The organism is Stygiolobus sp. RP850M (assembly GCF_037389295.1).
Taxonomy (GTDB): domain Archaea; phylum Thermoproteota; class Thermoprotei_A; order Sulfolobales; family Sulfolobaceae; genus Stygiolobus.
Genome location: NZ_JBBHKU010000046.1, coordinates 1 through 26,904 on the forward strand (window position 1 = coordinate 1; position 26,904 = coordinate 26,904).

22 protein-coding genes are annotated in these 26,904 nt (G+C 38.4%); 11 read left to right on the forward strand and 11 right to left on the reverse strand.

The window, feature by feature from the left end; translation table 11 throughout:
• The first annotated feature begins 278 nt into the window (after positions 1–278).
• On the forward strand, positions 279–1,361 hold the full coding sequence (locus tag WIW52_RS05045) for a hypothetical protein (protein WP_337709026.1): 1,083 nt from the start codon (positions 279–281) through the stop codon (positions 1,359–1,361).
• A 698-nt stretch (positions 1,362–2,059) separates the two neighbouring features.
• On the opposite strand, the gene WIW52_RS05050 is transcribed toward WIW52_RS05045, so the two are convergent.
• From WIW52_RS05050 to WIW52_RS05070, 5 genes are all read right to left on the reverse strand, one after another.
• On the reverse strand, positions 2,060–4,207 hold the full coding sequence (locus WIW52_RS05050; RefSeq protein WP_337709027.1) for a fibronectin type III domain-containing protein: 2,148 nt from the start codon (positions 4,205–4,207) through the stop codon (positions 2,060–2,062).
• A gap of 92 nt (positions 4,208–4,299) precedes the next feature.
• A complete protein-coding gene (locus WIW52_RS05055) occupies positions 4,300–5,046 on the reverse strand; it encodes an SDR family NAD(P)-dependent oxidoreductase (protein WP_337709028.1) in 747 nt (248 codons plus the stop codon).
• Positions 5,047–5,082: 36 nt separating this feature from the next.
• Positions 5,083–5,784 (reverse strand): TatD family hydrolase, encoded by a 702-nt coding sequence (locus WIW52_RS05060; protein ID WP_337709030.1) that lies wholly within the window; start codon positions 5,782–5,784, stop codon positions 5,083–5,085.
• A 31-nt stretch (positions 5,785–5,815) separates the two neighbouring features.
• On the reverse strand, positions 5,816–6,289 hold the full coding sequence (locus tag WIW52_RS05065; protein ID WP_337700015.1) for a hypothetical protein: 474 nt from the start codon (positions 6,287–6,289) through the stop codon (positions 5,816–5,818).
• Between the two features lie 62 nt (positions 6,290–6,351).
• Complete coding sequence (locus WIW52_RS05070; RefSeq protein ID WP_337709032.1) at positions 6,352–7,470, reverse strand: MFS transporter; 1,119 nt, start codon at positions 7,468–7,470, stop codon at positions 6,352–6,354.
• Between the two features lie 133 nt (positions 7,471–7,603).
• On the opposite strand from WIW52_RS05070, the gene WIW52_RS05075 reads away from it, so the two are divergent.
• Positions 7,604–9,259: a hypothetical protein gene (locus tag WIW52_RS05075; protein ID WP_337709033.1), complete on the forward strand. Its 1,656-nt coding sequence runs from the start codon at positions 7,604–7,606 to the stop codon at positions 9,257–9,259.
• 144 nt (positions 9,260–9,403) lie between these two features.
• Positions 9,404–12,001, forward strand: a complete 2,598-nt coding sequence (locus WIW52_RS05080) for a hypothetical protein (protein WP_337709034.1) — start codon at positions 9,404–9,406, stop codon at positions 11,999–12,001.
• Here the strand turns inward: WIW52_RS05080 and WIW52_RS05085 are convergent.
• Together WIW52_RS05085 and WIW52_RS05090 are read right to left on the reverse strand one after the other, a co-directional pair.
• Positions 11,990–13,423 (reverse strand): MFS transporter, encoded by a 1,434-nt coding sequence (locus WIW52_RS05085; RefSeq protein WP_337709036.1) that lies wholly within the window; start codon positions 13,421–13,423, stop codon positions 11,990–11,992. The genes WIW52_RS05080 and WIW52_RS05085 overlap by 12 nt on opposite strands.
• 51 nt (positions 13,424–13,474) lie before the next feature.
• Positions 13,475–14,245: an MBL fold metallo-hydrolase gene (locus WIW52_RS05090; protein ID WP_337709038.1), complete on the reverse strand. Its 771-nt coding sequence runs from the start codon at positions 14,243–14,245 to the stop codon at positions 13,475–13,477.
• A 271-nt stretch (positions 14,246–14,516) separates the two neighbouring features.
• Between WIW52_RS05090 and WIW52_RS05095 the strand changes: the two genes are divergently transcribed.
• From WIW52_RS05095 to WIW52_RS05110, 4 genes are all read left to right on the forward strand, one after another.
• A complete protein-coding gene (locus tag WIW52_RS05095; RefSeq protein WP_337709040.1) occupies positions 14,517–15,251 on the forward strand; it encodes a glycosyltransferase in 735 nt (244 codons plus the stop codon).
• A 51-nt stretch (positions 15,252–15,302) separates the two neighbouring features.
• Entirely contained in the window at positions 15,303–17,366 is a 2,064-nt protein-coding gene (locus tag WIW52_RS05100) for a hypothetical protein (protein ID WP_337709041.1), read from the forward strand.
• 31 nt (positions 17,367–17,397) lie between these two features.
• Positions 17,398–17,739 carry a DsrE family protein gene (locus WIW52_RS05105; RefSeq protein WP_337700000.1) on the forward strand — a complete coding sequence of 114 codons (342 nt, stop codon included), beginning with the start codon at positions 17,398–17,400 and terminating at the stop codon, positions 17,737–17,739.
• A 67-nt stretch (positions 17,740–17,806) separates the two neighbouring features.
• Positions 17,807–18,838 (forward strand): hypothetical protein, encoded by a 1,032-nt coding sequence (locus tag WIW52_RS05110; RefSeq protein WP_337709042.1) that lies wholly within the window; start codon positions 17,807–17,809, stop codon positions 18,836–18,838.
• Between the two features lie 692 nt (positions 18,839–19,530).
• Here WIW52_RS05110 and WIW52_RS05115 read toward each other — a convergent pair.
• Both WIW52_RS05115 and WIW52_RS05120 read right to left on the reverse strand, forming a co-directional pair.
• Positions 19,531–20,868 carry a DUF711 family protein gene (locus WIW52_RS05115; RefSeq protein ID WP_337709044.1) on the reverse strand — a complete coding sequence of 446 codons (1,338 nt, stop codon included), beginning with the start codon at positions 20,866–20,868 and terminating at the stop codon, positions 19,531–19,533.
• A 3-nt stretch (positions 20,869–20,871) separates the two neighbouring features.
• Positions 20,872–21,144 carry an ACT domain-containing protein gene (locus WIW52_RS05120; protein WP_337699994.1) on the reverse strand — a complete coding sequence of 91 codons (273 nt, stop codon included), beginning with the start codon at positions 21,142–21,144 and terminating at the stop codon, positions 20,872–20,874.
• Positions 21,145–21,374: 230 nt separating this feature from the next.
• On the opposite strand from WIW52_RS05120, the gene WIW52_RS05125 reads away from it, so the two are divergent.
• From WIW52_RS05125 to WIW52_RS05135, 3 genes are all read left to right on the forward strand, one after another.
• Complete coding sequence (locus WIW52_RS05125; RefSeq protein ID WP_337709045.1) at positions 21,375–22,469, forward strand: hypothetical protein; 1,095 nt, start codon at positions 21,375–21,377, stop codon at positions 22,467–22,469.
• A gap of 180 nt (positions 22,470–22,649) precedes the next feature.
• Positions 22,650–23,201 (forward strand): hypothetical protein, encoded by a 552-nt coding sequence (locus WIW52_RS05130; protein ID WP_337709047.1) that lies wholly within the window; start codon positions 22,650–22,652, stop codon positions 23,199–23,201.
• Positions 23,202–23,235: 34 nt separating this feature from the next.
• Positions 23,236–23,715 (forward strand): dCTP deaminase, encoded by a 480-nt coding sequence (locus WIW52_RS05135; RefSeq protein WP_337709049.1) that lies wholly within the window; start codon positions 23,236–23,238, stop codon positions 23,713–23,715.
• A gap of 6 nt (positions 23,716–23,721) precedes the next feature.
• Here WIW52_RS05135 and WIW52_RS05140 read toward each other — a convergent pair whose 3' ends face one another.
• Both WIW52_RS05140 and WIW52_RS05145 read right to left on the reverse strand, forming a co-directional pair.
• Positions 23,722–23,919 carry a hypothetical protein gene (locus tag WIW52_RS05140; RefSeq protein WP_337699987.1) on the reverse strand — a complete coding sequence of 66 codons (198 nt, stop codon included), beginning with the start codon at positions 23,917–23,919 and terminating at the stop codon, positions 23,722–23,724.
• A gap of 371 nt (positions 23,920–24,290) precedes the next feature.
• Positions 24,291–24,446, reverse strand: a complete 156-nt coding sequence (locus WIW52_RS05145; protein ID WP_337699985.1) for a hypothetical protein — start codon at positions 24,444–24,446, stop codon at positions 24,291–24,293.
• Positions 24,447–24,990: 544 nt separating this feature from the next.
• Here WIW52_RS05145 and WIW52_RS05150 point away from each other — a divergent pair.
• Entirely contained in the window at positions 24,991–26,904 is a 1,914-nt protein-coding gene (locus WIW52_RS05150; protein WP_337709051.1) for a hydantoinase/oxoprolinase family protein, read from the forward strand.

A 26,904-nucleotide genomic window follows, 5' to 3' on the forward strand; every position in this document is an offset into this window, starting at 1 on the left:
TAACTCGATTTGTCCTTTTCCGTTTGACATCTTTTCAGTATGAAGACGTCTAAAATTAAAAACTTCTCGCTAATACCGACTTCTTGGTATTACCTCCCTAAGATTCCCATAACTGCTGTAAATTTAAAAGAATTAAGTAAAAACGAGAATAATAAGAAATTTGAACCAACTCTAATTCCAAAGACGTGTTCAATGTGACCCAGTATCTGCAGAAGCTGTAGAAACGGGAAGGGGATTATAAAGCATGCAACTAGAATATACGAAAAGGTTAGTAGTAAATGGATTCCCATAAAAACTTCTTCAGATTCATAGCCTCTACTTTAGTAATTAAGGACTTTCTTTTAGGATTTCAGTTCTTAGGCTATCCCTTGTACATGTACTTATTTGGTATAAGTCCTTATGAAATTGGTATAATATATTCGCTCGAGTTTTTATCTAAAATTACATTTATTCCAATTCTTCATTATTTTAAGGGCAAAGAGAGGCTAAGCTATACTTTGTCTTTTTTATTTTCATCCATAGTGTTCCTTAATTTGGCTTTATATCCCTCTCTGTTTACTTTCCTGGCAAATGCTCTACTGATAGGTCTTTCAAGTTCTCTAGGTTCTTCGGTTACTGTATTCTTGGGAGATTTAGATAGATCTAAATTTTCCGCACTAGGTTTTTTGAGGAGAGTATTCGCAGCCCTTGGTTTCCTTGCCTTTTATCTTACTAAGTACATTCCATTCTCTACTTTTTACCTTTCTTTCTCTCTCGTTGCGATCGTTCCTATAGTTCTGTCACAGTTTATTGAAATGAAGCCGGTTGCTGTAAAATACACCCTATCAATTGAGTTTGTTAGGAGAAGTTTGAGGGAGTTTTCTTGGTACTTAACCTATATTATAGGCATCTCACTCTTTACCAACATGATACCGATAGTAATTCACTACTACACCGGTTTATCAGTATATGATGAGGTGTTTTATTTCGTCATTGTATTTGTTATCTCTTCGATAGGTGCTTATTTTTCCAAGTTTATCAAAGGCAGATTACTTATCATGAGCTTTATGCTTTCATTGCTGATTTTGGCTCTCATGGGAACTGGATATTATGGCGGTGTCATGTACATCGCTTATTCTTTTCTCTATGCGATCGTATCCCCTAACGTGTCTTATCTTTACGCCAGGACTATAAATAAGGACATTGATAAAGTGGCTGTAATATCATTAGTCGGCACTATAATTACCGCTCTGGACAACTTTATGGAAGGACTAATTATAAACCTTGGCTTAACGTCTTTAATCTTTCCCTTAGCATCACTTTTAATGTTCCTCGGAGTGTTCAGCAAACTTAAGGGGTTAAGCTCAGAAAATAAACCATAACTTTAGAATTCTGTGTATCTTTTTCCCCATTTAACATTGCAAATTACATTTTGGAGATTCAGGGATCCTTTATGAATTGTAATATCTCAGTTGATTTAGCTTATTCAATGAAGAAATTATTGAATATATTTGATTGTTTGATAAGGAAATAAGGATATATGTAATATTATTACGAAGGATAAGATAGTAGATGAGAGGTTGTAGTTAATAGCTATGGCACGGACGATCTAGTCCTCCACGCGTAGTAGCGATTGCTAACCTACCTTTAGGGACGAGTTGAAGGACTCGGCCGTGAAGAAGAGGAGGTTCAGCATGCCCTTCACTCTACCCTCTATGAGTCCGAGAACGATCATGATCACAGCCTTCCCGCATCCCCTCATCTTTACTTAATTCCCGTTCACAATCAAATACTTGAACTCCCCTCCCCCACCTCCAGATCGGAGTCCAGAGCTTGGCGTTCAGCTTCCCTTTCAGTACCGAGTAATGCGGGAGGAGAGGGTGATGTTCAGGGCCTCCCACCCTGGATAATTCTTCCATCATTCCAGTCCTCAGTCTCTCCCCTGCACAGGACGGGTAACCTTACCATGATCTGCTCCAGCCCGTACATTACGTCCCTAGAGGGAGATGTTGAAACCCTCGGGTGTACTTAGCATAACCCTTCCTCCTCATCTCCTCTCCCTAGCTAGCCAGTTTTTCAATCATTTGGTTCTTTCTAATATCACAAGTACAACCGCTAATGATAGCAAGAATAAACTAATGACAACTATCGCCGTTGTTAAGTTTACACTCACATCCGTTACTGACGTGGTAGGTGGTGTTATACTCTGAATTAACGTGAAGTTACTATTAACATCGGTCGAAGTAACGTTAATTTGAGAAATATCTGCAGAATAGTCTATCTCCTCGACATACGGGGTCGACTCCTCTCCTGCGTTAGCGGCAATTACTTTTATCACTAGATATCCGTCGCTTAATGGTATTAATACCGATGTATTTGTGGTATTTGTTACAAGGGTATTGTTAACATATACCAAGTAGTATTGAGCATATGGTGAGGATGGCCAACTCACGTTTATGTAATTATTCTCAATCGTCACTGTAACGTCTGGTACTGCGGGTTTTATGTAATACGATACCAATGCACTCGTCGTAGTAACGCCAGCTTGGTTTATAGCCTTCAAAGTTACATTATAGACTCCGAAGGGTATCTTAAGTAGCACTGAGTAATTAGTTAACGTAAGGTTTGCAATGACTTTACCTCCTGAGGTCACAGTAAGGATGAACTTTGAGGGTTGGGTTGAATTCCATGATACTAATAAACCTTCAGCTAATTTACTAACTACGAAAAGTACCGATGCTTTCTCGACAGCAACAAATTCTACCTCGGCTTCGCTGCTGTTCCCTATCTGATTATAGGCTATGACCCCGACAGTGTAAGTCTTACCCGGAGTTAAATTAGTGAAAATATAAGACGTTATATTCCCTAAGTTTTTAGCAAACGTAATATTTCCTCCCTTCATGAACAGATAATATCCAAGGATGGGTAACCCACCGTTAAAAGTTGTTTTCCATGATACTGTAGCATTTTTATCTCCTAACTTTACGTGAAGTATTGGAGGGTTTGGAACTGAAAATGGAGTCAAGACTATTATCTGTGAGGGTGTACCGTTACCTTGTTGGTTGAAAGGGATTATTTGGAAATAGTATTTTACCCCGTCAGTTAGATTAGTGAATGTATAAGAAGTAGAATAGGTCATAACAGAGCCCTTCTGACCGTCGCTGCTCCAATAATTTATGTAGTAACCAGTAGAAGCGTTATCAGACCATACGATCGTCGCTGTTTCGTTTCCTGCTGAGAAATACACTATTTTAGGGGCTGGAGGTGGTAATATTATTTTCACAGACTGAAACACGTCCGTAGGTACTTGTGATGGTAATAAAGCTCCTCCTACTATATACAACGTATTGCCTAATTGTACGTAACCGCTGGACTCAGTAGGAACATTTTCAGTATACGTTGTGTAATGCCATGTATTGTTGTACAAATATGCAATAACGCCGGGTTGTATAATGCCGTAACTAAAATAATAACCTCCTACAAAAAATAACGTACCTTCGTAATAACCTACAGCTTCTCCCTCAATACCTGAAGCCAATGAAGGTAATGATACCCATGAATTATTGGAGGGGAAATACTCGTAAACTGATGCAGTAGTTGAGGCATACCCAATATATCCTCCTATTACGAACAATACTGACCCGTTGAAGTAATAACCAAAGTTAGAGAGGGGCTGGGGTGTCTTTCCTATTATTTTCCAACTTCCGTCTGAAAACGAGTAGACTTGTATTAGGTTTGAGGGAGGAGCTAAGTCAAGCCCGGTGAAATTAGCTCCTCCTATTACATAGAGCTGATTATCATAAACAAAGACTCCCTCGTCATAAACCGGTCGTGGCATAGAGTTAGAGACTATTACCCACTGATCTCCCTGAAGTTTCAATATGCCCCCGAATATCCCAGATATGTTAAGCCCTCCTACTACATAAATACTTCCGTTATATACTACAGCCCTAGCACCTATTAAAGGGAAAGGTAGACTAGGACCTTGAGTCCACCTCCCGTGCGAGTAAATAAATACCGCTGAAGAGTATGAGGGACCTTGCGCCATTCCTCCTATAACATATATTGAATTATTGAAGTAAACCACGGCCGGATCTTGAACTGCAATAGGCAAGCTAGGGAGGTCTTGGCACCTAAAGCCCACGTCAGAATGGGTTATAATAACCATATATATTGTTGGTATCAACAGTGAGAGAATTAAAAGAAAGGTTACTTGTCGTTTCCGCATTACTCGTTATATATTACCATGCTAATAATAAAATCACCCGTAAATTCCTGAGTTAAAACATATAATAAAGAGAATTTAGGTCTTACTCAAGCTTAAAAGATTTTAGAAATGATATAGTAAGTTAAGTTCTGCATTACCATTGCTAATTTTAGGAAATAAGGATCCATCATCAATTTAGAAGAGACATATATTTCCCTCTTTCCAGTTCTGATGGCTTTAACAACGGCGTTTGCTACTTTTTCCGGTTCGACTGCATATTTATCGAATATTGTCTCCTTAACATTCTTAAACGAAGGGTGAGAAGTGAAATTCGTTTTCACTGGCCCAGGGTACACACCACTCACCTTAACGTTATACTTCCTCATGTCAGCCCATAAGGCATTCGTGAAATGGGCTAGAGCCGCTTTAGATGCGGAATAAACTATGAGTTTAGGAGAGGCAACGTAAGCCGCCTCCGACACTATATTTACGATTGCTCCTCCTCTCCTCTTAACCATATCCGGTAGAACTGCCTTTGTAAAATAAAGAGGGGCAAGAAATAAGGTTCTGACCATATATTCCTCTTCCTCTAAAGAGGTCTCCAAGAAAGAACCATAAACCCCAAAACCAGCATTGTTTACTAGAACGTCTATTTTCCCGAACTTCTCCTTTACTTCTTTGACGACCCTAAAGTCTTCATCCTTATTGCTCACATCTATTTGGTATTTCACATCACCTACATCTGGTTGACTTCTAGATACGGAGATAACAGTATAACCTAGTTGCTTTAGTTTAATTGCAGTAGCCTTACCTATTCCCTTACTTGCCCCCGTAACGATCGCTATTTTCCGTTCTTCCACACTGATACTTTGAAGGTTAAGATGAAAAACTTTTACCTAAATTTTCAAGTTGAACGCATTCCTGAAGTTATTCTGTATAATTTTTGATAACTCCTCTACATCTATATCCTTAAGCTGTGCCACGAATGGGATAGTGTTAATTATATCAGTAGGCTCTAGGAGCTTACCCCTATATTCATAACCGCCATCGCTTTCCGTTAGTAAGATCTCCACTGGAGCTTTTTCTATAAGCCTTCTGTGCTTCTGTTGAAACGTCACCGACGGGTTAACGGTTATGTAGAAACCAGCACCTTCAATGTCTTTTAGTAAGTCCTCGGGTCCTGAATACCAGTGGAAGATTGCCCTCTTAACGCCTCCATTAATTAGTACGTTGAATGCGTCCCTCCATGCGTCTAAAGCATGAACGTTAATCAACATATCATTCTCAGCTGCCTTTCTCACAAAGAAAGTAAAATAGGAGAGCTGTAACTCCTTGTTCGCTTTCGCAAATCTGTAGTCCAACCCTACCTCTCCTATAAAATCTGCTTTACCTATTAATTCTTCTATTTTCTCTAACTTCTCTTCATGGACTTTCCAAGGATGGATACCCACTCCAGTGAGTACGTTTTCTGACTTTAACGACAACGTTTCAACGGAAGACGCATAGTCCATAGATACACCTGCAATCACAAAGCCTTCATAATTTTTCTTTAGGTAGGAGTAGTGGCAATGAGCATCATAAAAACGTACTGCCTTCATAATTTAGATTGCGAAGATAAGGGATAAATACCTAACTTGTGCCAGAAAAAGAATACATTGTAACGTTTAGGTCTAGCTCTGAGGAGATGTTGAATATCTCAATCTTTAACGGTGATGAGATGTTGTATGCTCTAAAGTCCGAAAGCTTTACCCCCATCTTGTTGTAAATTACCTCTCCGTCACTTATGTTTATTATCTCAATAGAGAAAGGCTCCTGAGAGTATGAGCGGATCTCTACGTTATACACTCCTGATAATGGGTTTACTTTGTATACGTATGTGAAATTGGAAGAGTTCGAGTACAACAAGAGGGTCGAACTCTTCTCGAGGAAGTGTGAATACTTGACTTCCGTTAAATTGTTAACAATTGTCATATACGTAGACACCTTTGAAGGTAGTGATATGACTAGTTTATCTCCAATTACTTTTATGAAATGAAAGTATATACCAAAAGCCGTTAGCGAGGTTAAAATAACTAAAGTTATTCCAATTACTTTTCCTATCATGAAAAAATTGGTTAGACATGAACAGTTTATAAGTTAGACTTCACCTTATTACCAGCTTGATGTCATGTAATTAAAGTAAGGAAAACGATTAATAAAGTTGCATATCCCATTATCATTCCCCACTGGGACGTAGACCTTATTCCGTATAAAGTGACCAAGTATCCCATAGTAATACTACCTATTCCACCTATTATGCTACCCAGATTGTATGCGAGGCCTGTCATTGCACCTCTGGCTTCGATCGGAACCGACTCAACAATTAGTAACGGTGCCAAAGGCCAAAACCCGGTAGATATCGTGTAAATCATTAAACCTAACGCTACATAGCCGTGAATTATATCTAACATTAAAGGTAAACCTATCATTTCGCCTATAACTCCGACAATAATCAACGACCTTTTACTGATAACGTCCGAAGCCCTACCGAATACTATAAATGAAATACCTAAGGCTATGTTAGAGACAGTCATCAAAACCCCTACTAATTTGTCTGAGATACCAATTGATGAGAGGAACTCGGGATATACGGCGAATATTGAGTAATAAGAGAAGAACATTCCTGCTATAACTATCGTGGACCTTATTATGACACTCAGATAGGGCTTTACGGTAATCTTTCTCTTTTTCGTGAATGTAGTCACGTCGCTTACCTTCGTTATTATATACGGTATAAGTATTAAGGGAAGGGCACCCGTAAGTAGGAATAATCTCCAGTCTTCATGCAAATATAAATAGGCTAATCCAGTTAATGCGTAACCTAATCCGTAACCGGCTTGTACTATCCCGTTAATCAACCCCCTCATCGAAGGTGGGGCGTTTTCATAAGCTATCACAGTACCCGCTGTCCATTGTGCACCCATAAAAAGTCCTTGTAAAGCTCTGGCTAAAAGTAATACATAAACATTGGGAGCAAATGCTAACATTGCCTGAAACGAGGCATATCCCGCAGTTCCTACGTTTAACACTATTTTCCTCCCCCTCATATCGGCTATCCTACCGAAAACGTAACCGCCAATTACCCTGAATATCAGACCTAAGGCAAATAATAAAGTCCCCGTCACAGTATTAACTCCGAGGCATGTTGATAAGTCCGTGTAAACGTAAGTGATTATCAGGAGATCGTATATATTACCAGCCCATGCGAATACCGATGCTATTGTTGAGTGAATCCATTTTTGCATGAGTATGCCTTTATTTATTGAAGTATTTTATTTGTAGAACTATAAAAATTGTAAACCGTGTTTAAATATACAATTACACTTAATCTTTCTATTACCGATTAAAGATATATCTGACGAACATAAAATTCGATTCGTGGAAATTGTAAAAAAAGAACCAGCGATAGCCAATATTGCACAATTACTCTTATTCATCGCGATGGAATTTGACGGAAGTAACGCATACCTTGAGTATTATTACACGATTCCAGCACTTATGCTACTATTCCTAAGCGGTGTACTCCTTATTAGTGATCTTAAAATTGATAATAAGGTAGCATATTACCTAGCCATTTCTGAATTATTTGTAGTTCCAGTACTCTATTTTGTAATAACCAGAAATGTAGTGTTCCTCATTCTTTACATACCGTTGCTCATAGGTTTTTATTACAAGTTATTGAAAAAAGTAACTCTCATTCTGTTCTTCGGAATCTCCCTCTTATTTTTACCTGATAGAACTTTCTTCGGTACTGACGAGATTTTGATAGGTTATTATTCAGCTTATTTGTTTATTCATCATCTAAACCCTTATAATTTTTCTCTGACTTCTAACGTATATTCATTCTACAATTTAACCTATGCTAAATATTTAATTGGAACCCCTTATACTACAGGAGGTTTCGTCACCAATTTAAATTACCCTTCACTTTTTTTCCTTATAGAGATTCCGACAGTTATACTAAATATATCACCAAATTATGAAATTCTCATTTTTTACTTGTTAACAGGAGTTTTAATGTATTTAAACACTGATGAACTGACTTTTTTACTTTTTATATCTATATATTTACTAAATTATAACTATCTTTTTTATCCTCTAGGTGGAGTAGACGATACTATCTGGGTATTTTTTGTGTTATTATCTATGACTGTGAAAAACGCGAGGTTGAAAGGAGTTCTTTACGGGTTAGCGATTTCATATAAACAAGATCCATTAATCATACTTCCGTTTTACTTGTTACACCTAGGTAAAGAGAGGATTAAATTCCTATGGTTTACAGGACTTACTTTTCTACTAATTAACGCATATTTCATTTACCTATCTCCATTTTTATTCTTAAACGACTTGTTGACTCCCCTAAAGGGAGGATTGATACAAATCGGTTACGGGATAGACGTTATCTCTATAACTGGGTTATATTACCTCTATCCGGCTTTTTTCACAGTTGCCTCAACTCTGATACTAATTGTTGGGTTATTGACTAATAAAAGATGGTACGGTGTAGTATATTTGTCATTCTTGTTCTTTTATAGGGTCTTATGGAATTACTTAATGTATTGGCCGTTATTTTCTTATGTAGACTCTTTCCAAAATAATAAACTCCTTCCCGTAAATCCGAAAAAAGTCAGAAGATTGCTCTTTGCTTTGACAATTTTAATTTTTCTCACATTAGGTATCTATTTCCATTTTAATTTTCTCAATTACCAAAATTCAATTCACATGAAAGTCATCAAAGTTTTTGAGAAAGACGATTACATATTTGCGTTCCTTATAAACGTATCATTCTACGGTGAGGGATCAGCCCTACCCCACTTCAGGATACTCCAAGACTCTCCTACAATAACTGCCAACGGACTTTTATGGTGTTCTAATTCAACTATTTTGAAGACGGGAGGGTCAGAGATTGTATATGTATATGCCCCATATCATTTTCTCTACATAAACATAAATAATACAAAAATCATTGAAATAAATGCATATTATTCAAATTATCAGGGATACGAACTATTAAACTTTAAAACTTGCTTATAAGTGAAAATTAATTATTGTTATTAATCTACATTTTTATCTTAATTTTTTGCTTAAAATTTCACATTTTATAGCCAGAGAGTGTTGAAAAATCATATATAGTATTATACTATCAACGTTTCATGAGCCGAATTGAACAATAAGACTATGACAACTTTTATGATATTTCTCTCCCTAGGAATGATGGCGCTGAGTGTATTCTTTTACTACAACGTAGGAACATATGCTTACGTAGGAAATTACAATGGTTGGCCGTTATATTGGTACTTCCCGTTCCTGCCTTCAATAGTGTTCTCGATATTAGCATTCTTTATTAGCGTAGCCTTAATTTTCTTGTCTTTAAGGCCTAAAGAAAGCGTGTTTAAACTTTCCATACTCATTACTTTCTTATTTATTCTCTTAAGCTTGTTAATAGCCAGATTCACTTTTGGCTTTACGCAGGAGAAAATTGTGCTAGAACTACCCTCCCCTACAGACGCGCAGTTGATTCAGTTACTTGCAGCTAGGTCATTACTCGAGGGTCATAATCCATATACGCAAGATTATGAACCACAGATGCTTTCCTCCTTAGCCCCTCAACAGTACACGTGGATCTTTAAACAAGGGACTAGTAATTACACACCCTCTACTATAGTCGGTTTTGTCCACAACTTTGACTACCTCCCTTCAGCCGCTCTATATTACCTGCCTGCTGTAGCCTTCGGCATTCCAGCAAACGTGTATAATGCAGGTATCCTAGCCCTTGGTTCCGCTCTAATTTTCCATAAACTGAAAGGAAAAAACAAGATTCTCTTTTCGTTACTAGCCTCATCGTTTATGTTCATGTATTTCGCTCCTCTTCTATTATATAGGAATACTCCAGGCTGGATAGTACCATTTGTGATAGCAATTCTCTTTCCGGAAAACCCCTTACTCTCTGGGATCATGCTAGCTTGGGCATCAACTTATAGGCTTTACGTGTTGATTTTCACCCTATTTTACCTAATCTTAATCTGGAAGGAGGGATATGACGTAAAAAGCGTGGTGAAATATGGTTTAATCACCGCCGTAGTCTTAGATCTTCCCTTTATCCTACTTAATCCTAAGGCATTCTGGAGGGATAACTTACTCCCATTCGTAGCTAATTTTAGGCCTTACGACGGTGGTCCCGGACTAATTTCTTTAACTTATTTAGGAATAGAAGTTGCAAAGACATGGTCGTTTGTCGGCCTAATTATGATTATAGTTATCGGCTTAATCTTATCCTTAAGGTATTATGATACGCTGAGATACGGCATTCTGGCCTTTCCTTTAATATCATTTTTCTTTTATTATAGACCTTTACCATCTTATTATATGTACTTCTTACCGTTGATACTTTTAGTTTACGTATTCGTTGTGGAGAGAGGAGAGCTATCTCTGGACTTATCAGAATCGGCTCTGACAAGAATCTCTGCATATTCTGTCGTATTAGGGTTATTATCTATAGTATACATGTACGGAGTCTACACCTTCGGAGTGATCTCTAACATACAAACTGCTTTTGCCCTTTTTGCCTTATTCATTGTCACTCCCTTCGTGATATATTTCCGAAACCTAGTTTTCAAGATCTCTCCGTATTTATTGTTCGTAATCGTCCTCTCCTTATCGACCCTAGTCTTATTATTCATACCTTCTGAACTTCACGGTACTAATTTTATAGTAATGGGTCACGGCTACATGGCGGACACAATGTTACTCCCTGATCTGGCTTCCCAAAGTATAATAAAAGGTGTAAATCCGTACATTTGTAATTACTCACAAGTAATGAATTCCTTACCGTATTACGGTTCACTTTACGAAATATTTCACTACTCTAACGATGTTATTAACATTTCACAATTTCATGCGTCTAAGGGTTTTACACTCTATTATACACCTAATGGTACTTACTATTATCATGGGCTACCGACAGAAAACATAACTTTTTATGATTACCCTCCGATGAATGCGATATTCTTAGTTCCAGCCCACCTATTTAACATACCTATAAGGTTGTGGGAACTCTTGGTTTACATAATTGTTATTTCCTTAATTTTCTTAAAGTTCATGAGGAGAGGAGATTGGGAGAAAGCATTAGCCTTAACTTTAATCCTAATGTCAGGATATTTCGTCTCATCTTACGGATTCGTATTTCTACTGGACTCTACTTCGTGGATAGTTTTAATAATTCTGGGCTTGACATTTTACGAGTCCCCTCTAATTTTCGGATTGTTGACGGGGATGGCTGTAGACTCAATGCCCCAAGCTATAATACTCTTTCCTTACCTGCTCATCTACTTAAACACTAAATTCGGGGGGAATTACGTTAAGCGCTTTCTAATTACTTCAATCGTTATCTCAATATTAATACTCTTACCTTTCGTTATAACCTATCCTAAGTCACTCTATCTTATGTTGTTTCCAGTTCTTGCTAAATTACCAATGGTTGGCATAGGTATAGTTACGATAATAGGTATTTTCGTCTTTCATACGATCTGGCCCTTAACTCTATTCAAGCCTATACCTTACATTACGTTAGCTTTAACGTTAATAATCACCTACCTTTTTAGGAAGAGGTTAGAGGAGGTCAGCTTAATGATTCCAATATACGTGATACTAACTTTTACTAGGAGTTACCCAGAATATTTAATATATTATCCCTATATTGCATTCCTCGTTTGGCTAACAACTGAGGAAATAACGAGCAAATACAAAATAGAAGTTGGAAAAACTTCAGGTAACTAAGGGCTTTATTTTTTCCCTTCTCTCTACACTGAACTTGTAGTTTTTAGCAAACATAGAACCCAACAATGTAAGCAACATCATCATGAAACCAAATAAGGCAATGTAATTAAATGCGGTGGATGACGGTGCGTATCCCATTACTAGTATCTGATTGTTAACCATGACGATTATAGGGACTTGATATGATTGCATCAAAGCAGTAGCGACGACAGGACCTGCTCCCCCTCCTATTGTCCTCAGTAGAGTGTTCATGCCCATTCCGGTAGTTCTATACTGGTCGGGTAGTGATAAAGCTACCATATTTACTAATGGAAGTATTACCGCTACAAGTCCTAAAGAGGATAAGAAACCGTCAAGTAAAACCTCTTGTGACGTAGCCCTATAAGTCATTAACAAGATGTAAGCTATCATTGTGAGCAAACTACCTGTGACCAATAGAGGTTTGGGACCTATTTTAGGCATCATCCTGCCAAAAATAGGCCCAAATATGACCATACCTAACGCTACCGGAGACATCAATAGACCTGACTGTATTGTTGAAAGACCTAGACCGTAGGGTTGGGGAAGTTGTGCATAATAAACAAGGAATATAAACACAGTGAACATGCCTACACCAGATATCAGGCCCACAATGTTAGCTACAGCGAAATTCCTTATCATAAATAAGTCCAGTCTGAGTAGTGGTTCTTTAGTTCTCCTTTCGTAGAGAATAAAAACTACATAGAGCATGAATGATAATAGAAGAAGTATCAAGTTTTCAGAATTTTCCCATCCCAGTGTAGGTCCCTCAGTTATATATATGAGTAACATTACCGTTCCGAGTCCTATCAGAGATGCTCCTACATAATCAACTGCTTCTTTAACTCTATGCCCAATGTGAGGCAAGTACTTTAATGATATTACAAAGATTATCAGCGACAAAATAGCTGCTGTGTGGAACGCATAAGGCCAACCCAGATCCTCTACTACATAAGACCCTATTAGGAGACCTAGAGCAGGTCCTATACCAATAGTTGCACTTAGAATAGCTTGTGCGAATGCTACCTTTTCTTTAGGGAATAAATCAGTCACTATTGCTATAGCAATGGGGAACATAGAAAACCCGACACCTTGTACAGCTCTAGCCCCTATAAGAACCCAAATATTAGGCGAAAACCCTGCAATCAAAACAGCAACTATGTAGAAACCTATTGCTACTACGTACATTTTCTTCTTCCCGTAAGTATCAGCTAATTTGCCCATTAAGGGAGAAGTGGCTGCGGCAAAGATCATATAAGCAGACGTTATCCAGCCTGCCAGAGTAGTGGAGATAGAGAAATCATTTTCAATAGTGGGCAATGCGGGTATTACCATCGTCTCGACGTAATTAACAACTAACAGCATACTCGATAGAATAAGAAGTGTCTTAGATCTGATGTCCATAAAAGGAAGTCCGAGTGTCAAGATAAAAAAGTTTCGATATATCTTTTTACCTTAACTCCAAAGGTAGTCTACCCCTACTTTATCAAGTGATTTTAACCAATTGATAAACTTCTTCACATTTTCACCTTCAAAAATAGAACCGTGTTGTGGTGCTATGACTTCTATATCAAGTTTCTCCATAATTTCAATAAGGTGATCTAACGCCTTCTTATTTGCTAAATACCTCCTATGAAATCCCTCCATATATTTCACATGTTCTTCGAAATTCTGGACTATAAGGTACCACTTACCTTCGGGGAATACAGCGGCACCGAGGTCACCTGAAAAGTAAACTTTAGACTTCACGTCATAATAATGGAAATTTCCGGGGGAGTGAAGAAAGTGAGCTGGAATAGCTCTAATTTCCGAATTGCCTAGCTTAATAGTGGTTCCCTCGTCTGGTATATCAACTATCCTGCCCTTTACATCAACCCCCAGATGAGGTATGAATCTCTCCCACAAAGCCGATACGTATATGGTAGCGTTAGGAGTCATATCCATCCAGAGGTTGAGAGAACCTATTACGTCTGGGTCTTGATGCGAGAATAGTATATACTTTATATTCTCTGGTTTCACAAACTCGCTAGCATTTTGGAAGACCCTTTCGAACACGAAGTAGCCTCCAGGGTCTAATAGTGCTCCCTGATTCCCGTCTACAATTAAGTATTGGTTAGTCAGAATACCTTTCTCGTAATCCGATTCATCCAAACCTAGCCAAACAAACTTGTGATCTTTTTCCTCGTAGATGACGTAAGGCTTGTGTACCCTTAAATTTTTACTCATTATGAATCAAAGCGTCTAACTTACTATATTAATCTATATGAAACAAACTGTGAATAAATCGCTATGAGTACTTTCTTTTTAACGTTTAAATTATATAAACACGTTTATTTCTTGTGTTAAGCACCGTTTATGCTTGCTTATAATTCATAACTTAAATATGTCAAATATTACTAAAGCTTAAAATAGAGGCATAACCTTAACTGAACCAAACTCAAAGAGAATCAGAAATTCTTATATAGATTGTGAGAACATTGTTTAATTAATACCAGTCATGATCTCCATAGTAATTCCAGCATACAACGAGGAGAAGAGGATAGATAACGCGCTAAAAGAACTTACGTCGAGATTCCCTAACTCCCAGATCATAGTGGTATTTGAAGGTAACGATGGAACACCGGAGATCGTTAAGAGATATAGAAACGCTATCATAGAAATAAATAGAATGAGGCTAGGTAAAGGAGGATCCTTAAAGAAGGGAATACAACTCTCGAACACCGAAAAAGTTTTGCTTATAGATGCTGACATACCAATCCCTTTGTCTAAAATAGATGATATAACTAAGATCAACGCAGACCTCGTGATAATAAACAGAGTGTTTAAAAACCAAACTAAACTAAGGAGGTTCCTTCACAATGGTTTCAAATTCTTGGTAAAATTGTTCTTCCCTTCTCTTCGAGAAATTAAGGACTTCCAAGCCGGAGTGAAATTAGTAAGAAGAGATACAGCATTGAAAGTTTTGGACGAACTAATTATTAACGACTTTTTATTCGATATTAACTTAATTTATGCCTTTAAGAGAAGGGGGTTTAAGATAGTTCAAATAACAGCCGAGTACATTCATGACGAAATTAACAGTAAGATATCTAAGTCGTTATTAAAAGTCATCATATTTATGTTTCTGTCCCTTATTAAGCTGAGGGTTTATTACTCGCCTTTCCGAAAGGTGATTTATACTGAACCGTTCCTACACATACAATCTAAAATTATCGAGTTACTGAGACCGTAAAGGGTAAGAGTGGTAATAATTTTATTATGTAGTTGAAGTCAAGACTTATGTGTGGATATTAGTAAAGTCCAGAAGTTTAAAATTGACACTTATTACTTAATCCTCTTCTTCTGGGATCTATTGTTATCATATATCCTTTTTAGAGGACATGTAATTTACGCTGGGGATCAAGGTTTTATTATCTACCCGCATATTACGTTTAACTACCTAGAATGGGGTGATGTAGTACCCTACACTAACTACCCTTACGGCTTCGTCCCAATAGTCGCTCCAAACTCATGGGTCTATTGGCTCACAGTACCTTTTGAGGTCTTTGGTTCATACGGCGAAGAGATATTTACCCTAGTGCTCATGTATATCGGGACAGTGTTTACTTTCAAACTAGCCCAGATCTACTTCTCCAAAAGAGCGTCATTACTGGGTTCTATGATCTTCCCGTCCTCGTGGTACCTCTTTTCCTCAGGATCCGTTTCCTCTTCTATTTTTTTCAATGATCTCTTTACTTATTTTTCGTTACCAGTTCTCACTTATTTTGTAGTAGCTTTCTCAAAGGGTAAAATCCCATTTTACAAATATTTTTTCGTATTCTCACTAATAGCATTCATAAGCCTTACTGCATCTGCTGACGTGATCCCGTTCGAATTCGTATATCTGGTAATAATCCTTGTGTACTTTATAAGGAAGTTTAACGCTATAATAGCCTCTATCTTGTCAATGATCCTTGGTCAACTTTACTGGCTTCACTTAGCTGTAGCACCTACAGTATCATATTTTAGTGGAATAGCAAACACTTCCTTGTCTATATATACCGGTCTTCAGACGTACACCCCTCTTAGCCTTACGATAAGAAGTCTGGGAGCTGTAAGCATTACTTATATCCCAAGTTACGTTTTACTGTTGTCATTAATTATTCCTCCCGTTTTAACACTACCCCTTCTGAAAAAGAGGAGAGATCTCGCGTTTTTCTACTTTATTTGGATACTAGGGGTTGGTCTACTGTCCTCATATACTACCCCATTTAGACCTTTAATAGAATACGGTATACTTCACAGCGGTTTGTTTGCCCCTTTTAGAGACGCACCGCTCTTTCTATCACCAGTAATTTCACTACCTTATGCACTGTTATTTTCGGCTTTCCTTGAAGAGTTACTTAAGTTCAAAGCCGGGTTAATTGCCTCCCTTATGCTGTTCCTAGTTCTGGGTGTAGTAATCCCTTACCCAGTCATAATATCTTATAACACTGGTAGGATTAGCATACCACAACAGTTCATAAAGACAATTACTTACCTTAATGAGCAAGATGGGGACTTCACTGTCCTACTTTTGCCGTTTCCAGTTTGCGGTTGGTACGGGACGAGTTGGTATTACGGTAATAACATATTCTTGTACTTTCTCAAAAACCCCTTACTCGCAGGAGGTACCTATTCAGGAGGAGAGTTTCGTGAACTTTCAACAAAATTAAACTATCTAATATACATTATTCAAGAGGAGAATAACGTTAGTCCTTCCTTACAGTCTATTAAAAATCTTCTCATGTTATTCAACGTGAAATATATTGTAGTTGAGGAAGATGCGCAGAACGTCGGAATCGTGAATTTAGTGTATCTCCCTCCTCAAAACTACACAGCGTCGCTAGGGATTCTACAAAAATTTGGTATAGTAAATTTAGTAGAAAATTATTCACCTTTCTTAATATACAAAGTTAACTTAAATACGTCCTACGTTTACGAGACTAACAGTAGTAACATAACTCTCAACGAGAATTTGAGCTCTATTCTAAAACCAGTTGAATTTACCTTTAACGGTTATCAAATTACTTTCAACGTGAGTAACTATAGACATATACTTCTGACATTTGCTTATTCTCCTGATTGGAAGATTCAGGGAAAAATGGGTTATAACATATCTGGGTTCATTATGTATAACGTAAGCGGTAACGGAAAAGTAACAATATATAACTCACTTACACCAAAGCTTTATTTGTCTTATGGTATAGCCATAGTATACCTAGTAGTACTGTTCTTATACACCTACATCTTACGTAAGTACGGTTCGTCTCGGGTACTTTTCATCAGAGTTTTAAAGGTTTTCAGAGCTTTTCTTATTAAAAAATAAACTTAAAAAAATTAAAACTTAAAATTTCCTCATGGCAAAATTCCTCATAGTAGTCAAGTCCCAAGACCAGCTTAACGTAAATACTGCGGTAAATGTAGCTCAAGGGTTGAAAATGATGGGAGCACAAGACGTCAAAATAGTGTTTCTAGGTCCCGGAATTACAGCCTTATCAAAGAAGAACAACGTATCAGAAATAGTTTCAAAGGCTACCGAAAACTTAAAGAAAATGAACATAACCGTTTACGCATGCGAAATGGCTATGAAGAATTATAACGTGAGTAAAGAAGACTTAGTATACGTTAATGAAATATCGAGAGGAGCTGATGTAATAGTTAAATTCGCTGACAATGGGTATACTGTGTTAACTTTCTGACCTTTTTAATCTCATCTTCTTTTTGTTTATAACTTACGGATTTAACTTCCTCACGGGAAAATCTATTATGGGCTTACCGCTTGACGAAATATTGAAATATTACCCAGATGAGGATACAGTTAACCTTATAATTAGTACATCATGCGATAAGGTCGATGACTACGTTAAAGACCCCAAGTTTTTCCATAAGTATTCTAAAGTCTTAAACAAGTTATTACCTTGTATTAGAGACGTAAGTGCCCTTTTAGAAAACTTAGATAAGGAACTATATTTAGGAGATAAACTATCATCTTGGAGAGTAATTATATCGGCATTCAAAAAGGGCTTAGTCGATAAAGATTTCATAGATTCACGTAAGAATACATTGAGTCAAGTGCTTACGCAAGCTGAGGGGTGGAAAATAATTCTCGAAATCATAGACCTAGTTAGGGATAAAATAGAGGAGAATAAGAAAAAATTATACGAATTACTGCCTTCACATGAAGAGTTATGGGAAGTCGTATACAAAGGAGGAATTGCAATCCCTTCTCTCGTGCTTGAGGATCCTCATGTTAAGTCTGGCTCAATAAAGTCCAAATACTTCTGGAAATTCTTGCTCACAAGAAGAAAAGATGGAACGGTCAAGCAAATAGTTATTAACGGGCTTAAAAGGGGAAATTTAACAGCGTGGTATTACTCTCCAGAGTTCGTACGATCAGATGTTATCTCAGAAAACGAAATTTACTCTAACTCCGCAGTCCTCCTAAACAAGATAAGGTCTAAGTCTACGTGGATGGTAATCACGAGGATTTCCCCTTTTCTAGAAAAGGATCTCATCTCTCAATACATAAGCATATTTTTCGAGAGACTCTTTGACGGAAAAATTTTCGTAAAACTATTGAAGAGCGGAATACTGACATCCGAGTACAGGGAGTATTACTTAGAGCTCCTTATGTTTGATCACAGAGCGTGGGTTTACGTGGATAAAGCTGTTAAGTATAACCTTGTGAGCAAAGAAGAACTCGAAATATTTAGGGAATATTTCGAATACTTCGTGAAAGTATTTCCAGACCTTAAGAGACATGAGAAAAAGATCAGGCAAGTATTAGGTTGGGCTTGAACGTCATCATCTGACTTCCTTTATATAAAACATATTAGTCAGATCTGGGTAATACAGATCTGACTGGGGTGTAGGCCGTTGACTTCCTTGGGCTTAAAGCCCGGTGGGGAGCTTGGCCGCCTCCAACTCGGACCGGAAGTTGGGCAAAAAGCCCGAATAAAACATAAGGGTGAGTGTGATTGGAGGCACCCAGTTGCAGGAATAGGACGTATCAAAAGATAAATTAATTGTACTAAAATAATCAGTTTAACATTAGTGAGTAAAGCAGGTTCCGTGGCGTAAGTAGTGTGGACTATGCTCAATTTTTAAGGAAAGTTTTTATACCGGAAGCTCCCCGCCAGCGAGAGTTCCCATCTCATCATTCCCACCATCGATTCGGGATTACATCTGGTGAGCAGTCTAGTGGCTCAGAGAACCACTCCCATTTGAAAGGGGGACTTTCATTGCCGAGCTCTAGTCCCTTGAAGGAAGGGAGAGATACTGATTGTTCCTCCCAAAGTCCCATTAAACTAGGGAGGAGCTTCATTAGTGTCACTAAGAGAAATTTTGGCAAAGAAGTATTTAAACACGGGGCTATCAATCCCTTAGCGAGGCTTTTCGCCCCAAACCCTCTTTCTTTGCAAAGGTTTCACTATCGCATTTTAATCCACATCAGTTTTTATAATCGAACCAAGAACCGTCGAGATAGTTCTTTAACCCAACTCGAGCCTCTTGATAGTGCTAGGTACGTAACCGGTGTGGGAAATAAACCCTGAAACGTCTACATCCTTTAATTTCATGACAACGACCTTACCTAACAGTCCTCCTAAGTCCACGTAGGAACCTGGAGGGGAATCTACCGGAATAATCCTCGCCCCGAGAATTTTGTTCAGGGTAATACCCAAGGCTAACACGTCTGATATAAGACCTATGACCTTGTCCATCCCTTGGGACTTACTCACTCCTACCATATCGATCCCGCTATTACAAACCGCTGATAAGGCGATGAGAGTATAATAGTCTATATACCCTTCTAATGCTCTCTCGATCATAACGGAGTCCTCGCTTACCGGTATAAAGGTGCTACTGAGTCCCCCTACCGCCGAGGTAGCCATTGCACCTCCCTTCTTTACCGCATCCATCAATATTGCTAATGCAGCCAAAGATCCGTGACCTCCCATCTTCTCTATGCCCATTGCCTCTATGATCCCAGCAACACTGTCCCCAACTGTCGGAGAGGGAGCTAAGGACAAGTCCACGGTTGTAAAATTTATCCCCATCTTCTCGGCCACGCTCTTTCCTATCAATTCGCCCAGCCTTGTGACCTTAAACGCAGCTCTCTTGATCACGTCATGAAGTTCTTGTAGTGCTTTGGGATTACTCCTCCGTATTGCGCTTTCTATTACACCCGGTCCGCTAACTGCTATGTTAATAGTAGCTTCAGGCATCCCGAGACCGTGATGAGCGGAAGGTACGAAAGGTGAATCAGGAGGTACGTTAGCCATTATCGTTGCCCTAGAAGATGAGGTAGGTGGCATGTTAAAGATTTCATTAACATACAGTTTTATTGCCTCCATATTCATCCCAGCAATAGTAGACGCAGCGTTTATCATGCCTGTAAGTCTGTGAGTATTGTTTAACGCTTTTGCAAAGGTCTTTAGGGTCTTTAGGGCCCCTTTAGTAAACCCTCTGTCAGCAAAGGCTGAATATCCACTTATATAGTCTATTTTGTAAATCTCAGCGAGTTTATCTAAAAATTTAGCTATTTCTATTCCTTCTTCTTCTGCTAAACTTTCTAGGAAGAATTGGATAGGAGACACTGCTACCCTCTTGGTCACTACCCTTATACCGTATTTCCCTGATACTTCATCCACAGCATAAGTGAACTTTTCTAAGGTTTGGTTTAAAGTCTCCAATCTCTTCATGGTTGACTCCAAGTTTCCTGTAAGTGCGAATAGTGTGTTCACACTCAATGTGACAGACCTTATGTCTAATTCTTCTTCTCTCAGCATTCTATAGACTTCGACAATTTCCTCTGCACTGTACCGCATTGTTCACACCCTTTCTATATATCTGAAGACCTCTTCATGGTAGGCTTGCACTTCTACTCCTAGTTCCTTACCCTTCTCTTGCAATTGCTTTCTTAACTCCGCTAGGGACACTTTACACTTCGATATGTCTACTACCATTATCATTGCAAATATTCCTCTGACTACGGTCTGTGAAATGTCTATTATGTTGGCGTTATTTTCCGCGAGCTTAGATGCGATCCCTGCTACTATTCCCGGTTTATCAGCCCCGACCACAATGATTACAGCGTTCTCCATCTGGATTATGTATGAGTAGAGCAATTTAACTCTTGGGATTTTTTCCGTATATTAGTTCTAGAACTTATTTATAATTGTAGATAAATTGTGATATATGCAATATATTGTTAATTACATTTTAAAATTTGATTAAGGGTTCCCACCACCAACTCTGAGCAAAATATTTATACTATCCTGCTATATATATAGTAAGAAAAGTAAGATGAGGGAGACTATAGAGGTGACCGGAATTGCGATTCCTAAAGTATATAGCTATCAGTTGGACTTTATGGGGAGTATCTCTATATTTGTTTTCTCCATACTTAACTATTCTCCTTGAGAGTTCTATATCTTCTCCTTTTCTTATAGACTTAACATATATAATAAGTTCTATTGCTGGAATACTCTTTATAAATCTACTAAAAGTATTTAGAGACGAAAGCATCACTAAGATGTCAATAGTGGTTTCCGGACTAGGTCTCATCATACTCGGGCTGTCAAACAACGCTGTAAGCGCAATATTAGGGTTAATAACATACAACACTTACTGGATCGCCGTACCGTTCTTCTATTACAATTTATCCAGAGCAGAGAAAGAGCAGTTCTCAAAGACTTGGGCAATTTCTATGATACCGGCACTGATATTACCTATTGTTGGAGGCTTAATATCCCTTCATATTGGAATCAGAGCTATCTTCATAATTTCAGGGGTACTGATGATTTTGTCAGCAGTTCCGTTAACGTGGGTAAAGTTTAATATTGAAGGGGAGGGGCGTTCCGAAAATAGGGAGAGTTTAATTCCGCTTATCTTCTCCGTTCTTCCCTTATCTCTAGCCCTCCCCTTCTTATATGAGCTGAGGTCCTTTGAGTTATCAACCGTCTGGCTGACGTACGAGATAGGGGAAGTAGTAGGTATATTGTTAACATGGATATCGTGGAGGAATAATAACTCCTTAGCTGTAGCGCTACTGATCTTTTCAACAGTGATCGTAAACTCCTTTGTAGCATTAGGAGGTTTTTACTATGGGCTATCGGAGGCTGTCCTGAGCTCCGGAGTAGGTAGCGTAAACCCCAGAAGCTTCAAGACTGCCATCAGAGTAGCTACTATGGAGGCTTCGCTATGGACAATAGGATACATCATGTCGTCTTTAGCCTACATAGTTAGCTACTCGCTGCCCTTTGTTTATGCAGGTCTTATAGCACTTCTATTTGCTTTACTGATAATGGCTAGAATTGAAAATAGGAGGGTTAGAATGCCTAGCCTAAGGGAAATCTATCTAAGTGTTTCTCGAAGAGTCAAACACGTGAATTATGAAGGAATAGATCCCTATTTTAAGTTTGCATAGTTTTTAAAGTGAAGGACTGTTTGTAAAGATAGATAATTTTTTCTCCTTCTAAGTTCTACGCTCTCTTGATTCAAATCCTAGAACCTATTGAATCTTTAAGTATAAGAAAAAGTCTAAAGCTCTTGACTTCTTAGTTTTATAAATAACGCTTAAAAGTGTTGAATGAGATGCTCATTGAGTATGAAACTTCAATATGAGATACCGATAGCTATAGGTCTTTGGTGGATACCCGTCATAGGTCCCGCAATATTTGGAGCTGTTGACGCGTTTATAGAGAGAGACTTCAGAAAGGGCATAATATCTACAGCAGTATCTTCAATTTTGGCTTCATCATTTTACATTTGCTTAGCATTTTATGTGATAAGAGCACCTATATTAGGCAATTTACTACCGGTTATTACGGTTGTTATGTCTGCTGTAGGTGTTATAATATCATTAGCCACTGTGTACCTACTATTGTCAAGACTGAGTATTACTTCTGTAAGCGGAAATGGAATTTATACGGAATTTTACTCTTCCAGTGTGGAAGAGGCGAAGAGTAAGGTCGAGAACCTTATATCTAGTTTAGGGATAAATCCCTCAGACTGTCCTAGTCCCTCCCTTGAACTATCGGAAGATAAAATTAGGACTACAATGGCATGCAACGGTCTAAAAATACAGTACGAAGTTACTCAGGAGTTAAGGGGGAAGTATAAAGTAAAGGTGTGGGTAAATAATAGTAATGAAGTGTAACAATTAAATCCGTTTGTCGAAAAATCAATTTATCATGATACTCCCTCATCAAGATATAAGGGAGTTATTAGGAAAAGTGATTTTAAACTATTCAGAGCAAAACGTTAGGGAAAATGGTTACGATCTGAGAATTTGCGGAGATAATTACTACGAAGTACTAGGTAATGCAGAGTTACCAGGGAAGAAAAGCGAGATAAGGTCATTTCAATTTGATGAAGTTGCTAGATTGAAACCATTGAAAACGTATCTTTTTGAGACGTGCGAGGAGTTCAAAATGCCGGATAACTTAGCTGCATTGCTTACGCTAAGGAGCACCATGGCAAGAAACGGTTTTCAAGCCCCACCTACAGTAATAGACGCGGGTTATCAAGGAAAAATCACAGTAGCAATAACCAGCGTGTACGAATCCTCTCTAAGAAAGGGTATGGCCACACATCACGTGATTTTCATGGAGCTAAAAAAACCTACAGAGAAAACTTATCGTGGACAATATCAGTTTGGAAAAATAATTTGATATAGACTAACCGAACCTCTCTAGCCATTTCCTATGATCTTCGTCCTTCTTCATTCTGGCGTGTCTCTTCCAATTACCGAACGTCTTACCCTTAATCTCCGCCTTGCATATTGGGCATACGTCTATTCCGGTCTTCTCAAGATGTATCTTTAAACTCCTCGTGTCCTTGAATTGGTTCCAATCTGGAAAGAATTGACTTGACATTTAGGTCTTTAAGGGAAGCAAAGAGAACCAATAACATCATATTATATTACGAGGAAGGACATTAATAAGTATTTCCTTCCCTTAAAAATTAGGAAAAGACAGATTTTTTATATTAACTAATTGCATTAATTGTGGAAAATTAATCTTTAACTAGCTAGAATTAAACTAATCAGATATTAAAATTAGAGATGGTATTATGGACTTTAAAGAAACCTAATATCGAAGTGAGTATAGTCATCAGTTAACTTATCATCCCCAGCGAATCACAGAAGTCCTTATAATGAGCTGTAGAAGACGTTTTAAATAGGACTATCCCAGGCAAGACGCTTTTGAGTGGAAAGTTAGATAAAAAAAGAGTTGTTACTTTCGATTTAGGTAAAGTCGTGACCTTTTGCGATTTCCTCTAATATTAGCTTCTCGATGATTACATTGAAAGCATCGTCCAGTGATAACCCTTCGCTTAAAGCGTAAAGCTCAACTTGCCTCAAGATTTCTTCGTCCAAGGTAAGTGTAACTTCTGTCCTCATCAAAATTTCTATCGAATTTCATATATAAGGCGTTATCTATCCCTTACTCCTAAAAAAATAGGAATAGTTTTTCATGGGATAAAACTAAGACAAGCCAAAATCTTCTCCCTTAAGTTACCTCTGATCTCTTCCTAAAATCACATATCCGCGGATGATTTTTAAATAATTACTTTGATACATGTATACGTATTACGTCATGTAGTGATTTGAAATTCGGAAGTATTAGTTTAATTTTCGAACCGTATTCATTGCTCTTTTTTCCCTTGTTTTTCAGATAAGAGAACCATGTAGGTAAATAATTAAAGTGATTTATTTTCATTGTTAATTCTAAATCTTGATCACAATATGGACTCTCTCGGAAACTTGTACGCGATTATAGGAATTACTAACCTAACTTCCCTTATGAGATCTACACATGTACCGTAAAGACACTTCGTATGACGACCAGATTTATTTTTGAATAAAAAGTTAAGCGTTAAAAAGTAAAATCTTTTCAATAGTTTACCTGCTAACGTTTAATAATTCTACAATAGCTAATCATATTATGACCCTGGCAGCAGTTGATATCGGAGGAACATTTACCGACATAATCATTCTTGAAGATGACGGTAGTCTGAGATTTTACAAGGGGTTGACAACACCTAAAGAGCCAGAGATAGGTGTCAGAAAAGGTCTAAAAGACCTCGGAGTCAAAAAATTGTCTAAACTCTTCCACGCAACTACTATCGCGACTAACGCACTTTTAGGGCAACTTAACTTAGAGTTACCACGTACTGCCCTTGTTGTAACCAAGGGCTTCAGGGACGTCATAGAAATCGGTAGACAAAACAGACCCGAACTCTACAATCTCTATTTTACTAAACCTAAACCACTAGTATCAAGGGACTCGAGATATGAGGTGGACGAAAGGACAACTCCGGACGGTAAAGTCATGAAGGAACCTAACTTGAGAGATTTGGACTTACTGGTCAAGAAAAATTACGACTCAGTAGCTATTTCTTTTCTCCATTCTTATAGGAATCCCGAAAATGAAAAGAAGGTTAAAGAGTACTTGTCTAAGTTCTTTAAATACGTTGTAGCCTCCCATGAAGTGTCACCCGAACAAAGGGAGTACGAGAGGACTTCTACGACATTAATCAACGCGATGCTTATGCCTATAGTGTCGAGATACGTTGAAGGACTCCGAAGTCTTGCCGAAGAGGTTTACATAATGTCCAGTTCTGGAGGATTGATAACCTTAGAGGAAACGGTGAGGAGACCAGTACAAATTATCGAGAGCGGGCCCTCAGCAGGGCTAATAGGGGCTAAAGTGTTCGCGGAGAAATTGGGGTATAAAGACGTAATAAGTTTCGACATGGGCGGTACTACGGCTAAAGCAGGAGCAATAGTTAACGGTGAAGTCGAGATTACCTCTGAGTACGAAATCGGAGGGAGGACACACCACGGGAGGATTGTAAAAGGCTCTGGCTATCCAGTGAGGTTTCCATTCGTAGATCTTGCCGAAGTCTCAGCGGGTGGAGGTACGATAATATGGGCTGACGAAGGAGGTGCACTTAGAGTTGGTCCCATAAGTGCGGGAGCAGATCCTGGTCCGGTTTGTTACGGTAGGGGAGGCGTATACCCGACACTGACCGACGCTATGGCTATCGAGGGTAAAATAGGAGACTTACTTTCAGGTGAAATGAGGTTAGACGTTAAATCCGCTGAGACTTCACTGTCAAAGCTAGGTGACCCAATGGACGTTGCGGAGGAAGCCATAAAACTCGCAAGTGTGGAAATGGCTAGAGCGATCAGACTTGTTACTGTAGAGAGGGGATTAGACCCGGAAAACTTTACGTTATTTGCCTTTGGAGGAGCGGGTCCCCAATTCGCTCTTGAACTTGCGGATGAAATGGGAATTAGGGAAGTGATTATCCCACCCTATCCCGGATTGTTCAGCGCACTATCTCTATTAACGGCAGACCTGCGTTTCGAGGGTAGAAAAGCATTTCCTAATAACGTTGATAAAGCATTCGAAGAACTTGAGAGTAATATCCACGACGTTGATTACTTCGTAAGGTATATTGATGCTAGGTATAGCGGACAAGGTTGGGAACTAACTGTAAGGGTGGAAAAAGGACAAGACTATCGTAAAGCTTTCGAAGAGAAATACCTCTCGACTTACGGTTATACTTTACCCTATCCAATAGAAGTCGTCTTAGTAAGGGTTTTCGGTGTTAAAAGACTTGTCGACCTCAAGCTCACAGAGCAAACTAGTGGTGAAGTAAAAGTAAGTAAAAGGAAAGTGTATTTAGGAGACTGGACTGAGGTTGAAGTATATAAGAGGGAAACCTTACCCAAGGGGTTTAAGGCAAAGGGACCGGCGATAATAGAGGAGTATAGTTCTACTACAGTGGTAAAGGATGGGTGGGAATTCGAAGTTAGTAAGTTGGGGTCTATTATACTCAGGAGGGTCTGA